The sequence below is a fragment of the Arthrobacter sp. TWP1-1 genome, assembly GCF_049897845.1.
In the GTDB taxonomy this organism is placed as follows: domain Bacteria; phylum Actinomycetota; class Actinomycetes; order Actinomycetales; family Micrococcaceae; genus Specibacter.
Genome location: NZ_JAFCXC010000002.1, coordinates 384076 through 398044, shown reverse-complemented (window position 1 = coordinate 398044; position 13969 = coordinate 384076). Strand labels below are relative to the sequence as shown.

Below are 13969 nucleotides of genomic sequence, written 5' to 3'. Positions count from 1 at the left end.
GAGCAATGACTGAACATCAAGACCCATCCGAAAACGGCGTTGAACCATCAGTGGAGCCTAAGGCTGGTGACCGGATTCCTGAAGAGGGGGCCGTGGCCGATCTGGACCTCACCCCGATCAAGCCCGTTGAACCGGAATTGCTCGTCGTAACAGGAATGTCTGGCGCAGGCCGGAGCACCGCCGCAAATGCGCTCGAAGATCACGGCTGGTACGTCATTGAGAACCTGCCCCCGCAGATGCTCGGCACCCTCGCGGAACTCGTTTCACGCATGCCTGCAGCACTGCCCAAACTTGCCGTGGTGGTCGACGTGCGTGGCAAGGCTCTCTTTGCTGACATCCGCGAATCCTTGAATGCTCTGTCTGCAGCGGGCGTGAAGTACCGCGTGCTGTTCCTGGATTCCAACGACGACACCCTGGTCCGCCGCTTTGAACAGGGCCGGCGTCCGCACCCCCTGCAACAGGATGGTCGTATCCTCGACGGCATCGTGGCCGAACGACTGCTTCTGGCGGAAATGAAGAGCCAGGCCGAGGTGGTCCTGGACACCTCAGACTTGAACGTCCATCAGCTCGGCACAGCCGTCACGGAGCTATTTTCCGAATCCGGGCCCGTGGTCCTGAGCCTGACCATCATGAGCTTTGGTTTCAAGTACGGCCTTCCCGTAGACGCCAATTATGTGGCAGACGTACGCTTCATCCCCAACCCGCACTGGATCCCGGCGCTGCGCCCGCTCACGGGCCAAGACGAAGCCGTCAGTAACTTTGTGCTCAACGACAATGGCGCCGCAGATTTCGTCGACCGCTACGTCCACGCCCTGGAACCCGTGTTTGAGGGTTACCGCCGTGAGAACAAGCACTATGCCACGATCGCCGTTGGCTGTACCGGTGGTAAGCACCGCTCGGTAGCCGTGGCCATCGAGCTCGCCAAACGACTGGGCCAGCTTCCGCGCGTCACCACCAGCATCCGCCACCGCGACCTCGGGCGGGAGTAGGCGTGCACACGGGGATCTTGCCGATAATCCCTTCGGCTACGAAACTCTCCAGCCCGGAAACAGGCGTCAAGGTCGCAGCCCTCGGTGGTGGTCATGGACTCTACGCGTCCCTTTCGGCCCTTCGCCTAGTCACGGGGCAAGTCACCGCCGTGGTGACAGTTGCCGACGACGGCGGTTCCTCCGGCCGCCTCCGCGAGGAGCTCGACGTGCTGCCCCCTGGCGATCTCCGCATGGCGCTTTCGGCACTCTGCGATGACACCGACTGGGGGAGGACCTGGCGGGACGTCATGCAACACCGATTCTCGTCCCGTAACGGTGTTCCCGGTTCCCTGGGCAACCACGCCATGGGTAACCTGCTGATCGTCACGCTGTGGGAGCTTCTTGGCGACACGGTGGCAGGTCTTCGTTGGGCCGGTGCCCTGCTCGGGGCCCGTGGTGAGGTGCTGCCCATGGCCAGCGTCCCGCTCACGATCGAAGCCCGCGTCAAGCACAACGGCACGCCGGGCCAGTTGATCCGGGGACAGTCGGTATTGGCCAAGGCCGGTCAGCTCGAAGATGTCAGGCTATTGCCCGAGGACGCCCCGGCGTGTGCCGAGGCCGTGGACGCCATCCATAACGCTGACTGGGTGGTTCTGGGTCCGGGGTCTTGGTACACCTCCGTCCTGCCGCACCTATTGCTGCCGGAAATGCGTGAAGCGCTGTGCTCCACCAAGGCCAAACGGCTGCTGACAATGAACCTTGACGTCAATGACCTTGAGGCAACAGGCATGAACGCCGCCGACCACCTGCATGTGATTGCACGCTACGCACCCGAGTTCAGGATCGACGTTGTTCTGGCCGATCCAGGCTCGGTTGCCGATGTTGCAGAATTCACAGAAGCCGCTGCGATGATCGGTGCCAAGGTTGTTTTCGGTAAGGTAGGAAGTTCCGGCGCGAAAGCTGTCCATGACCCTCTGCGGTTGGCAGCGGCATATCGGGATATTTTTGGGGACCAAAAAGTTACGTGAAAGTGAAGGCTGAACCATGGCGCTGACCGCAGCAGTCAAAGAGGAACTGTCCCGACTGGACGTTAAAAAGTCCTCGGTGCGCAAGGCAGAAGTTTCGGCACTCCTGCGCTTTGCCGGGGGACTGCACATCATCTCGGGCCGCATTGTGATCGAGGCAGAGGTGGATACCGCGGCGACCGCCCGGCGTCTACGCGTCGCCATCGCCGAAATGTATGGACACCAAAGCGAAATCGTCGTGGTTTCCGGTGGTGGCCTGCGCCGCGGTAGCCGTTATGTTGTGCGCGTAGTGCGCGACGGCGAATCGCTCGCCCGCCAAAGTGGGCTCCTAGACGGCCGTGGCCGCCCCGTACGGGGCCTGCCATCCGCCGTCGTCAATGGTTCCGCAGCCGACGCTGAAGCTGTGTGGCGTGGCGCGTTCCTCGCCCATGGCTCCCTGACTGAACCGGGACGATCCTCGGCGTTGGAGGTTACCTGCCCCGGGCCCGAGGCTGCGCTGGCGCTAGTCGGTGCCGCCCGGCGTCTGGATATCACCGCCAAGGCCCGGGACGTCCGTGGCATTGATCGCGTGGTCATTCGCGACGGAGACACGATTGGGGCCCTGCTGGTTCGCATGGGCGCCCACGACACTTTCCTGGTTTGGGAAGAACGTCGCATGCGCAAGGAAGTACGTGCCACTGCCAACCGACTGGCGAACTTTGATGACGCTAATTTACGCCGCTCGGCCCAGGCTGCCGTTGCCGCCGGAGCCCGAGTTGATCGGGCGTTGGAGATCCTTGGCGAAGATGTACCCGATCATCTCAAGTACGCCGGCGCATTGCGCGTTGCGCATAAACAAGCAAGCCTTGACGAACTGGGCCGGCTCGCCGACCCGCCGCTCACCAAGGATGCGATCGCCGGTCGCATCAGACGCTTGCTGGCCATGGCTGACAAAAAGGCCAAGGATCTAGGCATTCCGAGCACTGAGTCGAACGTCACTTTTGACATGCTGGACGGCTAACGCCCCTAGTATGGAAGAGTAGAGGCGAAGCACAGTCTGCAATTTTTGCATTGGCCGTCTTCGCCCTGCCGGTCGGTTTCGAACTTGAAAACCATGATCGGCAAAACCACAGAAGAATCGCAACGGAGGAACCGTGACTAAGTACACACTTCCAGAACTCAGCTATGACTACGCTGCTCTGGAGCCCAATATTTCCGCCCGCATCATGGAACTGCACCACAGCAAGCACCACGCGGCATACGTTGCCGGTGCGAACCTGGCCTTGGAGCAGCTGGCCGAAGCACGCGAGAGCAACAACTTCGCCAACATCAACAGGTTCTCCAAGGACTTGGCATTCCACCTCGGTGGCCACACCAACCACTCCATCTTCTGGAACAACCTTTCCCCCGAAGGCGGCGACAAGCCCGAAGGCGAACTGGCAGCAGCCATCGATGATGCATTCGGTTCCTTCGATGCATTCCGCGCACACTTCACCGCAGCAGCCATGGGCATCCAGGGCTCCGGTTGGGCACTGCTCTCCTACGAAGGCCTCGGCGGCAACATCCTGATCGAGCAGCTCTTCGACCAGCAGGGCAACATCCCCGTAGCCACCACCCCGCTGCTGATGCTGGATATGTGGGAGCACGCCTTCTACCTGGACTACGTCAACGTCAAGGCTGACTACGTCAAGGCATTCTGGAACATTGTGAACTGGGCCGACGTGTCCAAGCGCTTTGAAGCTGCCCGCAAGAACGCCAGCTCACTGATCCTGCCGTAAGCTGCACTAACGCTCTATCAAGGTCACACAGCCACCCCAAGATGCTTTGTGTGACCAATATGTGGACGCCCGCTCCGTTTGATTTACGGGGCGGGCACCAAAGAACGTAATATAGATCACGGCGCGCTCTTGTCGATCCGCGCCTTGAAGAAAATCTCTGCCCAACGTCGTGCGGGAAATAATGGTTGAAGGTTTCCTTTGACCTGACTACGTGTGTTCGCAAGAGCACCAAGGAGAGAACTAAGTGACTACTCGTATTGGTATTAACGGGTTCGGCCGCATTGGCCGTAACTACTTCCGCGCAGCTTTGGCTCAGGGCGCAGACATTGAGATCGTTGCAGTCAACGACCTCACCAGCCCCGAGGCACTGGCACACCTGCTCAAGTACGACTCCGTCAACGGCCGCTTGTCCGTTTCCGTTGAGGTTGTAGACGGCCACCTCGTCGTTGATGGCAAGACCATCACCGTATTGGCTGAGCGCGATCCCGCGAACCTCCCGTGGGCCAAGCTGGGCGTTGACATCGTCATCGAATCCACTGGCTTCTTCACGAAGGCTGCTGACGCACAGAAGCACATTGATGCTGGCGCCAAGAAGGTCCTCATCTCCGCTCCGGCGTCGAACGAAGACATCACCATCGTGTTGGGCGTCAACGACGACCTGTACGATCCGGCTGCGCACCACATCATCTCCAACGCATCCTGCACCACCAACTGCCTCGGCCCGCTGGCCAAGGTCCTGAACGACAACTTCGGTTTGGAGCGTGGCCTGATGACCACCATCCACGCTTACACTGCCGATCAGAACCTGCAGGACGGCCCCCACAGCGACCTTCGCCGTGCACGTGCCGCCGCTGTCAACATGATCCCGACCTCCACCGGTGCCGCCAAGGCAATCGGCCTGGTTCTGCCGGAGCTCAAGGGCAAGCTCGATGGTTACGCCATCCGCGTACCCGTCCCCACAGGTTCGGCAACTGACCTGACCGCAACTGTGAGCCGCGAGGTCACTGTTGAAGAAGTCAACGCCGCCTACAAGGCTGCAGCTGCCGAAGGCAAGCTCGCTGGCTACCTGACGTACACCGAAGACCCGATCGTGTCCTCGGACATTGTTGGCGACCCGGCATCGTCCATCTTTGACTCGGGCCTGACCAAGGTCATCGGCAACCAGGTCAAGGTTGTTTCCTGGTACGACAACGAGTGGGGCTACTCCAACCGCCTGGTCGACTTGACCGAGCTCGTAGCCTCCAAGCTCTAAGGCAAAAAGCGAATGACTCTTCACACCCTCAGCGAACTCATCGATGAAGGTGTCCGCGGGCGGTACGTTCTGGTCAGAAGTGACCTGAACGTGCCGCTCGACGGCTCTAACGTCAGTGACGATGGACGCATCAAAGCGTCGATCCCTGTTATCACGGCTCTGGCTAACGCCGGTGCCCGTGTTCTGGTCAGCGCCCACCTGGGCCGGCCCAAGGGTGCCCCCGAAGCCAAGTACTCCTTGGCTCCGGCTGTGGCACGCTTGGCCGAACTGGCCCCGAGCTTGAACGCAACCCTGGCCGCTGACACCACCGGTCCGGCAGCCACCGCTGCTGCGGCAGATCTGTCCGATGGCTCGGTTCTGGTCTTGGAAAACGTGCGCTTTGATGCTCGCGAAACGTCCAAGGACGACGGCGAACGGGCGGCTTTCGCTGCCGAGCTCGCCGCGTTGACGGGTACCAACGGCGCTTACGTGGACGACGCATTCGGTGCTGTCCACCGCAAGCATGCAAGTGTCTTCGACATTGCCAAGGTCTTGCCGTCCTACCAGGGCGATCTGGTCCGTACGGAACTTGAGGTGCTGCGTAAGCTCACCACCGAGTCTGAACGGCCCTACGTTGTTGTTCTGGGTGGCTCCAAGGTCTCTGACAAGTTGGCAGTGATTGACAACTTGATCGGCAAGGCGGATTCCATCTTGGTTGGTGGCGGCATGCTGTTCACCTTCCTCGCTGCGCAGGGCCACAAGGTTGGCGCTTCGTTGCTGGAAGTTGACCAGATCCCCGTTGTTCAGGACTACCTAGCGCGTGCAGAAGCGGCCGGGACAACTTTTGTCCTTCCGACAGACGTCGTCGTGGCTGCAGGCTTCTCAGCCGACGCCGCTCACGAGGTAGTCGCTGCAGACGCTATCGAAGCCAGTACCTTTGGTGAGAAGGGCCTCGGCCTGGACATTGGTCCGATTTCCGGTGCTGCATTTGCGGAAGCCATTGCTGGCGCAAAGACTGTTTTCTGGAACGGCCCCATGGGTGTGTTTGAGTTCGCAGCCTTCGCAGAAGGTACCCGGGCAGTTGCCCAGGCACTGAGCACCAACACCAGCAATGGTGGCTTCAATGTTGTTGGCGGTGGCGATTCCGCCTCTGCCGTTCGTTCACTGGGATTTGCCGATGATGCATTCGGCCACATCTCAACCGGCGGTGGCGCAAGCCTCGAGTACCTTGAAGGTAAGGAACTTCCGGGCCTTCTGGCCCTGGACCGCTAGATGCCCAAAGTGGCGGCAGGTACGCCTGCCGCCACTTTTTGTATGAGTTCTGGAAACAGATCAAAAGCACGCAAACTTTCGCCAAAGACTCTTTGGCACTGATTTACAACAGTTGTATTTAAGTTACGCAAGAATCGAGATGACGATGACAACTTCAACTAACGGTAATTTTGACCGGACGCCACTGATTGCCGGCAACTGGAAGATGAACATGGACCACGTCCAGGGCATCACGTTGCTGCAAAAGCTCGCTTGGACCTTGTCTGATGCGCGCCACGACTTCAGCCGAGTGGAAGTTGCAGTCTTCCCGCCGTTCACCGACCTCCGCGGTGTTCAGACCTTGGTCCAGGGCGACAAGCTCAAGCTGGTCTACGGTGGCCAGGACCTTTCCGACCAGGATTCAGGCGCCTACACGGGTGACATCTCCGGTGCGTTCTTGAACAAGCTCGGCTGCGCCTACGTATTGGTTGGCCACAGCGAACGCCGCAGCATCCATGGTGAGAGCGACGAGTTGCTCAATGCCAAGGTCAAGGCTGCCTACCGCAACGAGGTCACCCCCGTCCTGTGCGCCGGTGAAGGCTTGGAAATCCGCCAGGCCGGTACCCACGTTGAGCACACCCTGTCGCAGGTTCGCGGCGGCGTCGCCGGTCTTACGGCCGAGCAGGCCGCAACCCTCGTCATCGCCTATGAGCCCGTCTGGGCCATCGGCACGGGCGAGGTTGCAGGACCGGAAGATGCACAGGAAATGTGTGCAGCCATCCGTGCCGAGTTGGCCGAACTCTTCGACGCTGAAACCGCTGCCAAGACCCGCCTGCTGTACGGCGGTTCGGTCAAGGCCAACAATGTTGGGGCCATCATGGCTGAGCGCGACGTCGATGGTGTTCTTGTAGGTGGCGCAAGCCTTGATGCCGGCGAATTCGCCAACATCGCCCGCTTCGAAAGTCACCTGGTCACCAACTGATCCCCACGCCCTCCCCATTGCATCCGCTGGCGCGGTTGCAATGGGGCCCCTCGGGCGCGTGGGCCCTGTTATTGAACTAATCGTGTCCATTCGCCATGTGCGGCTGGACACGGTTAGACTTGATCGCGGATACATCGGCGGCCTCCTATGAGGCGCTGTATCTTCGAACGCACTAATTGTTTGGCGGCCCAGAGACTGGGCGGCACCATCACCATGCTGAAAGGCAACTCGTGGAAGCACTACAAATCGCCCTGCAGATCCTTCTGGGTGTCACCAGCTTGCTGTTGACCTTGCTGATCCTGCTGCACAAGGGCCGTGGCGGCGGTCTGTCTGACATGTTTGGTGGCGGCATGAGCTCCAACCTTGGTTCCTCGGGTGTAGCCGAGCGTAACCTCAACCGCTTCACGGTGATCCTTGGACTCGTGTGGGGTGCTGTCATCATTGGCCTCGGCCTGATCATGTCCTACGGAAACATCGGCGCCTAGCTTAAAGCTGCCAACAGCACCAAGGTTTTCCAGAAACAAAGAAAGGTCCCGCCCGGCACATGCCGGGCGGGACCTTTCTTCATTGCCTACTTCTCAAGGAGACTAGCTAGCGGTCCCGGCGCATGAGCGCCGATGGAACCTTTGCCGCCGCTGCCTCATCGATCAACCACATGGTCTTGTTGATGCCGCGGGCGCCGGAGGCCGGCACCTGGAATTCGTTGGCACCGGCAAGGCCCAATCCAACGGCCGCAGCCTTATCGGCACCGGCCGCAACGATCCAGATTTCCTGGGCCGAATTGATCGTTTCCAGCGTTAAGGAAACGCGCGACGGCGGCGGCTTGGGTGAGTTCCGTACTCCCACCACCGTGCAGCCCTTGGTGCGAATTCCTGCCATCTCGGGGAAGAGGGAGGCGATGTGGGCGTCCGGGCCGAGGCCCAACAGCAGCACATCGAAACGTGGCACGGAAGGAGCCTCATCGGGGGCTGCGTCGTCGTTCTCCCACTCACGCTGTGCAGCTTCTGCAAGCTCCCCAGCGTATTTGGTGACGGCCTCGTCCAAGTCCGCGACCTCATTGGATGCGGCCATGATGTGCACGCGGGCCGGGTCCACCGGGACATGGTTCAGCAGCGCTTCGGCCGCCTGGCCATAGTTGCGGTCTTCCGAATCCGCAGGGACAAACCTGTCATCGCCAAACCAGAAGTTAACCTTGCTCCAGTCAACGGCCAGACGGGCCGGAGACTTGGCAATTTCACGCAGGGTGGAAATGCCCACGCTGCCGCCCGTGAGGACAACAGTCGCCTCGCCGCGTTCGCTTTGAACGTCCAGCAACCGGGTAATGAGGCGTGCGGCCGTGGTAGCGGCCAGCACCTCAAATGACGGGTGCGGGGTGATGCGGACGTTCTTGCTCATGCCTTGACAACCTTCTCTTCGGCCAACAATTTCAGCAGGCCCTCTGTGACAACTTCACCAAAAACCAAATCCGGATCCAGTCGGCGCAATTCCTCTGCCAAGCAGTCCTGCAGGGAACGGCGTGGCAGCGATATTTTCTGCTCCGGCTGGCCGGGCTGGCTTAGCGTGGCTTCCAAGGTGCCCGGGCGGAACAGCTGGACATTGCCCTTAGCGCGCTCGAGGACGACCTTGCGAATGCCGGTACCGCGCGGATCTTCCGTGACCGTGATGGGCACGTTCAAGGAACGGTGTAGCCAAGACGCCAACAGCAGCGTGCTGGGGGAGTCGCTGGCACCTTCCACCTGCAGGCCCGTAATCGGATCGGAGTCATCGTACTGGTCAAGGGCGGCAGCCAACTGGACACGCCAGTTGGTCAGTCGTGTCCACGCCAGATCGGTGTCACCGTCTGCATACGTTGCGGCAATGTGCTTGAGCGCATCGCGCGGATCGTCGGCATTGGCCGAGTCGGTGATGCGGCGATGAGCAATACGACCCACCGGGGATTTGCTCGGTGATTCGGGTGCACCACTGTGCCACCAGGCCACGATCGGGGCATCTGGCAACAAAAGCGCCGAGACAACCGATTCGCTCTCAGCGGCGAGCTCGCCGGAACCGCGCAGCACGATGACCTCGGATGCACCGGCGTCACCGCCGACCCGAATCTCGGCGTCGAGGCACGTCGGCGCCTCGGCAGAGCCGGCGGCCAGCACAATAATGCGGCACGGGTGTTCGCGGCTGGCCAGATTGGCGGCCTCGATGGCCTCTTCCTCTAGGCCACTCTTGGTGATAACCACAAGTGTCAAGACGCGGCCCAGGGCAACAACGCCACCCTGTTCGCGCATCTTGACAATGCGTTTGGTGATCTTGGAAGTGGTTGTATTTGGGAGTTCGACGATCATGGTCGGCGCCACGTCCTTCCATCACGCTTCAAGAGTTCATCAGCGGAGGACGGGCCCCAGCTGCCTGGTTCATAAGCTTCAGGCTGGATGCCTTCGGCCGCCCAGAATTCCTCGAACGGGTCAAGGATCTTCCAGGAAAGCTCCACTTCCTCGTGCCGGGGGAACAGCGGCGGCTCGCCCAGCAACACATCAAGGATGAGGCGCTCATAGGCTTCCGGGCTGGACTCGGTGAACGCATGGCCATAGCCAAAGTCCATCGTGACATCGCGGACTTCCATCTGCGTGCCCGGCACCTTGGAACCGAACCTGATGGTCACGCCTTCGTCAGGCTGAACCCTAATGACCACGGCGTTTTGGCCGAAGTCATCCTCGGCGTGATCCGTGAACAACAGATTTGGTGCACGCTTGAACACAACCGCAATTTCCGTGACACGACGGCCAAGACGCTTGCCTGCACGCAGGTAGAACGGCGCGCCGGACCAGCGACGGGTGTTGATGTCAAGACGGATGGCGGCGAACGTCTCCGTGGTGGAATCGGCAGGGATGCCCTCTTCCTCCAGGTAACCAAGGACGTGCTCGCCACCTTGCCAACCACCGGCGAACTGGCCACGTGCCGAGTGTGCGGAGAGGTCCTTTGGCAGCTTGACTGCGGCGAGGACCTTTTCCTTCTCGGCCCGGAGGTCATCGGCATTGAAGGAAATGGGCTCCTCCATTGCCGTGAGCGCCAGTAGCTGCAACAAGTGGTTCTGGATGACGTCGCGGGCAGCGCCCACGCCGTCGTAATAGCCTGCACGGCCACCGGTGCCGATGTCCTCGGCCATGGTGATCTGCACATGGTCTACATAGTTTGCATTCCAGAGCGGCTCAAACAGCTGGTTGGCAAAACGCAAAGCCAAGATGTTCTGGACTGTTTCCTTGCCCAGGTAATGGTCAATCCTAAAGACCGCATCCGCCGGGAACACGGACTCAACGATGTCATTGAGGGCGCGCGCAGACTTGAGGTTGTGGCCGAACGGCTTCTCGATGACAACCCGTCGCCAGGTCTCACTGGGGCCTTGTGCCAAACCATGCACCGAAAGTTGACGGCACACCAGTTCGAAAGCCTTCGGCGGGATGGAGAGATAGTATGCGTGATTACCACGCGTGCCACGCGTATCGTCAAGCTCGGCAAGGGTGGCCTTCAAGCGTTCAAAGGCAGCGTCTTCATCAAACTCGCCCTGAACAAAGCGAATTCCTTCGCTGAGTTGATTCCACACGGTCTCATCGAACGGGGTACGGCAGTGAGCCTCGACCGAGGCTCTCACCTCCGCCGCAAACTCCGCGTCAGTCCACGCTCGGCGGCCGAAACCGACAAGGGCAAAACTGGGCGGCAACAAGCCACGGTTGGCCAGGTCATACACCGCAGGCATGAGCTTTTTGCGGGACAAATCCCCGGTTACTCCAAAGAGCACAAGGGAAGACGGGCCCGCCACCCGGGACAGCCGGCGATCGCGGCTGTCCCGGAGCGGGTTTTCATTGTGTGATGTGGCAGAGGTTGGCATCTTGAGAGAGGTGGCCTTATGCGTCTAAGTGACGGCCGGCAAGTTCGGCCACCACAGTTTCGAGTTGGGCAACGCCGGCGGCAACGTCTGTCAAATGCAGTCGCAGTACCGGGCACCCATGGTCAGCGAGGACGGCTGCATCGCCAGCGGCTTGAGCTGAAATGAGCTCGCCGAAGCTAAACGGCCGTTCCGGAATCGCCAAGTCCTCCAGCGCGGCACCCGTCACCTGCAGGAATACACCTACTGCGGGGCCGCCCTTGTGGAACTGGCCTGTGGAATGCAGGAAACGCGGACCCCACCCGAAGGTGACGGGACGTCCCGTCAGGCCGGCAAGCTGGTCGCGGACCTGCTCCAACGGCGCATTGGCCAAGCGGTCCAGATACACCTGGACGCTAAGGTAGCCATCGCTCTTCAGGGTTCCGTTCAAGGCTGTGATGGCCTCGGCGAGAGTTGTCACCCCGGCCAGCCATCCGGCATCGGCGTTGGCCGTGCGAACTTCCACGGCGCCATCGGTGAACAGCGCCGGTGTCGGTGCGGGGGTTGCATCGAGCAATCCGCGGGCGGCCGATTTGGCTGCCTCGACGTCGGGCTGGTCATAGGGGTTGATGCCCAGCAAGCGTCCTGCGACGGCCGTGGCGAATTCCCAGACCATCATCTGTGCACCAAGATCTCCTGCAATGCTCACTTCGTTTTCGCGAAGTTCGACGTCGGAGTCCCCGGCTACCAGCCGCACCACCAGCACGTCAGACGCACCGTTGGTGACCTCAGGAGACGTTGGCGAGGCCACGACGGGCAGAACACCCGTGCCGAGCTTGCCGGTTGATTCTGCGATGAGCTGCTCGGCCCAATCAGCGAAACCGACCAGGCCCGAGCCGTCTTCAACGATCACGATCTTGTTGCGCAGCGGCGAGGTTCCTCCGAGGGCGGCACCAAGGCGCAGACCCACGTTGTCGACATCGTCATCGCGCAGCATCTCGCCGGTTTCCTCGGCCGAGTCCAGCAAAGCGGCGATATCCACACCTGCCAAACCGGAGGGAACCAAGCCAAATGCCGTCAGGCCCGAGTAGCGGCCACCAACATTGGGATCAGCATTGAATACCTTCCGGTAGCCGGCTTCGCGAGCCGAGCCATCCAGGGGCGATCCCGGATCCGTGACAATGATGATGCGTGACTTCGCATCGATGCCGGCAGCCGTGAATTCCTGCTCAAAGATCCGTCGCTGCGAATCGGTTTCCAGCGTGGAGCCGGACTTCGAGGAGACCACGATGGCCGTGGTGGCCAGGCGGTCGCTGATAGCGGCACGAACCTGCGAGGGGTCGGTGCTGTCCAGAACGCTGAGCTCAACACCGGCGGTTGCCGTGATGACCTCGGGGGCCAGAGAAGAGCCACCCATGCCGCACAGGACGATGTGGTTGATGCCTTCGGCACGCAACTCATCGCGCAGGGCCGTGATTTCCGCAACGAGGGGAGCAGAAACCTCGGCGGCTTCAACCCATCCGAGACGGACGGCCGATTCTGCCTCAGCGTCAGGGCCCCACAGCGTGGCGTCCTTTGCGAAGATTCGCGAAGCAACCTGATCGGCGACAAGCGTCATCAGGTGGGTATCGCCAGCAGACTTAGCGGCTCCAGTGGCCGCAAATGCCAGTGATGTCATAGGGGTCAGCCTTCCGCGCCGGCAGCGTCAAGAGCAACCTGAACGTGGTTCAGGAGGTCCTTCCAGCTGGCAACGAACTTGTCCAGGCCTTCGGTCTCCAGGACGCCTACGACGTCGTTGTAGGAGATGCCAAGGCCTTCGAGCTGGTTCAGGAGAGCGTTAGCTTCCTCGTAGGTGCCCGTGATGGTGTCGCCCTCGACCACGCCGTGATCGAAGGTTGCATCCAGGGTCTTTTCCGGCATGGTGTTCACGACGTTCGTGGCAACCAATTCGGTCACGTACAAGGTGTCCGGGTATGCCGGGTTCTTGACTCCGGTGGAGGCCCACAGCGGACGCTGGGGGAGTGCGCCGGCTTCGGCGAGGACGGCCCAGCGCTCGGAGGAGAAGACTTCCTCGAATGCCTGGTAGGCGAGGCGTGCGTTGGCCAGTCCGGCCTTGCCCTTCAAGCCAGCGGCTTCTTCGGTGCCGATGGCGTCAAGGCGGTTGTCGATTTCCAGGTCCACGCGGGACACGAAGAAGGAAGCAACCGAGTGGATTTCCGCCAGGTTGTGGCCGTTTGCCTTGGCCAGTTCCAGACCGCTCAAGAAGGCGTTCATGACGGCGCGGTAGCGGTCAAGGGAGAAGATGAGGGTGACGTTGACGCTGATGCCCTCGCCCAAGGTGGACGTGATGGCGCCGAGGCCCTCGAGCGTTGCCGGAATTTTGATCAGGACGTTCTTCTTGTTGACCTTGGCGTACAAGCGCTTGGCCTCTTCGAAGGTACCTGCAGTGTCCCAGGCCTTGCGCGGATCAACTTCAATGGAAACGCGGCCGTCGACGCCCTTGGAGGACTCGTAGATGCCGGCGAAGATGTCGCAACCGTCGGCAACATCTGCAGTGGTCAGTTCGAAGACTGCTTCTTCGGCGGAGATGCCTGCAGCAGAGAACTTCTTGAGTTCGGGCTTGTAGTCATCGCTCTTGGTGATGGCTGCCTCGAAAATGCTGGGGTTCGTAGTGACGCCAACAACGTTCTTTTCAGCGATCAGCGCGGTGAGGTTACCGCTGCTGATGCGGCTGCGGGAAAGATCGTCAAGCCAGATCGAGACACCGGCAGCTGAGAGGTCTGCAGTGGGAGTTGAATTCGTCATTGTGCTTACTTCCTTGAACGTGAGTACCGGCAGGTTTGCTGCTGAAAGTTTCAGCCCTGCAGGCGGGGTGTCGCGTTCCCGAGGCCAGCGGAGGAAGGCC

The 13969-nt window shown here is 60.8% G+C and carries 13 protein-coding genes; 8 read left to right on the top strand and 5 right to left on the bottom strand.

The features are described 5' to 3' along the window. Window positions 1-5: 5 nt before the first annotated feature. From rapZ to secG, 8 genes are all read left to right on the top strand, one after another. Window positions 6-989 carry an RNase adapter RapZ gene (gene rapZ, locus ACP7B9_RS05150; protein WP_425861367.1) on the top strand — a complete coding sequence of 328 codons (984 nt, stop codon included), beginning with the start codon at window positions 6-8 and terminating at the stop codon, window positions 987-989. Between the two features lie 17 nt (window positions 990-1006). Then, the gene (locus ACP7B9_RS05145; RefSeq protein WP_425861366.1) at window positions 1007-1996 is read left to right on the top strand and encodes a gluconeogenesis factor YvcK family protein; all 990 of its coding nucleotides are present in this window, start codon (window positions 1007-1009) and stop codon (window positions 1994-1996) included. A 16-nt stretch (window positions 1997-2012) separates the two neighbouring features. Further along, window positions 2013-2993, top strand: a complete 981-nt coding sequence (gene whiA, locus ACP7B9_RS05140; protein WP_425861364.1) for a DNA-binding protein WhiA — start codon at window positions 2013-2015, stop codon at window positions 2991-2993. A gap of 133 nt (window positions 2994-3126) precedes the next feature. Beyond that, window positions 3127-3750, top strand: coding sequence for a superoxide dismutase (locus tag ACP7B9_RS05135; protein WP_425861363.1), 624 nt, complete (start codon window positions 3127-3129; stop codon window positions 3748-3750). 244 nt (window positions 3751-3994) lie between these two features. Continuing rightward, window positions 3995-5002: a type I glyceraldehyde-3-phosphate dehydrogenase gene (gene gap, locus ACP7B9_RS05130; RefSeq protein ID WP_425861362.1), complete on the top strand. Its 1008-nt coding sequence runs from the start codon at window positions 3995-3997 to the stop codon at window positions 5000-5002. Window positions 5003-5014: 12 nt separating this feature from the next. Further along, window positions 5015-6253 (top strand): phosphoglycerate kinase, encoded by a 1239-nt coding sequence (locus tag ACP7B9_RS05125; protein ID WP_425861360.1) that lies wholly within the window; start codon window positions 5015-5017, stop codon window positions 6251-6253. Window positions 6254-6398: 145 nt separating this feature from the next. Beyond that, on the top strand, window positions 6399-7214 hold the full coding sequence (gene tpiA / locus ACP7B9_RS05120; protein WP_425861359.1) for a triose-phosphate isomerase: 816 nt from the start codon (window positions 6399-6401) through the stop codon (window positions 7212-7214). Window positions 7215-7444: 230 nt separating this feature from the next. After that, window positions 7445-7699 (top strand): preprotein translocase subunit SecG, encoded by a 255-nt coding sequence (secG, locus tag ACP7B9_RS05115; RefSeq protein WP_425861357.1) that lies wholly within the window; start codon window positions 7445-7447, stop codon window positions 7697-7699. A 106-nt stretch (window positions 7700-7805) separates the two neighbouring features. On the opposite strand, the gene pgl is transcribed toward secG, so the two are convergent. From pgl to tal, 5 genes are read right to left on the bottom strand one after another with little or no spacing between them, the layout of a single operon-like run. Continuing rightward, on the bottom strand, window positions 7806-8609 hold the full coding sequence (pgl, locus tag ACP7B9_RS05110) for a 6-phosphogluconolactonase (RefSeq protein WP_425861355.1): 804 nt from the start codon (window positions 8607-8609) through the stop codon (window positions 7806-7808). Continuing rightward, the gene (locus ACP7B9_RS05105) at window positions 8606-9547 is read right to left on the bottom strand and encodes a glucose-6-phosphate dehydrogenase assembly protein OpcA (protein WP_425861353.1); all 942 of its coding nucleotides are present in this window, start codon (window positions 9545-9547) and stop codon (window positions 8606-8608) included. The genes pgl and ACP7B9_RS05105 overlap by 4 nt, the downstream gene beginning before the upstream one ends. Continuing rightward, window positions 9544-11088: a glucose-6-phosphate dehydrogenase gene (gene zwf, locus ACP7B9_RS05100; RefSeq protein ID WP_425861351.1), complete on the bottom strand. Its 1545-nt coding sequence runs from the start codon at window positions 11086-11088 to the stop codon at window positions 9544-9546. The genes ACP7B9_RS05105 and zwf overlap by 4 nt, the downstream gene beginning before the upstream one ends. Window positions 11089-11104: 16 nt before the next feature. Further along, window positions 11105-12742, bottom strand: a complete 1638-nt coding sequence (locus ACP7B9_RS05095) for a glucose-6-phosphate isomerase (protein ID WP_425861349.1) — start codon at window positions 12740-12742, stop codon at window positions 11105-11107. Window positions 12743-12747: 5 nt separating this feature from the next. Beyond that, on the bottom strand, window positions 12748-13869 hold the full coding sequence (tal, locus tag ACP7B9_RS05090; RefSeq protein ID WP_425861347.1) for a transaldolase: 1122 nt from the start codon (window positions 13867-13869) through the stop codon (window positions 12748-12750). Window positions 13870-13969: the final 100 nt, after the last annotated feature.

What these genes read in the sequence shown, in the direction of transcription:
- whiA (WP_425861364.1), top strand. Translation starts at nt 2,013, where the DNA reads ATGGCGCTGACCGCAGCAGTCAAAGAGGAACTGTCCCGACTGGACGTT.
- zwf (WP_425861351.1), bottom strand. Translation starts at nt 11,088, where the DNA reads ATGCCAACCTCTGCCACATCACACAATGAAAACCCGCTCCGGGACAGC.
- ACP7B9_RS05095 (WP_425861349.1), bottom strand. Translation starts at nt 12,742, where the DNA reads ATGACATCACTGGCATTTGCGGCCACTGGAGCCGCTAAGTCTGCTGGC.
- tal (WP_425861347.1), bottom strand. Translation starts at nt 13,869, where the DNA reads ATGACGAATTCAACTCCCACTGCAGACCTCTCAGCTGCCGGTGTCTCG.
- rapZ (WP_425861367.1), top strand. Translation starts at nt 6, where the DNA reads ATGACTGAACATCAAGACCCATCCGAAAACGGCGTTGAACCATCAGTG.
- ACP7B9_RS05105 (WP_425861353.1), bottom strand. Translation starts at nt 9,547, where the DNA reads ATGATCGTCGAACTCCCAAATACAACCACTTCCAAGATCACCAAACGC.
- ACP7B9_RS05125 (WP_425861360.1), top strand. Translation starts at nt 5,015, where the DNA reads ATGACTCTTCACACCCTCAGCGAACTCATCGATGAAGGTGTCCGCGGG.
- pgl (WP_425861355.1), bottom strand. Translation starts at nt 8,609, where the DNA reads ATGAGCAAGAACGTCCGCATCACCCCGCACCCGTCATTTGAGGTGCTG.
- tpiA (WP_425861359.1), top strand. Translation starts at nt 6,399, where the DNA reads ATGACAACTTCAACTAACGGTAATTTTGACCGGACGCCACTGATTGCC.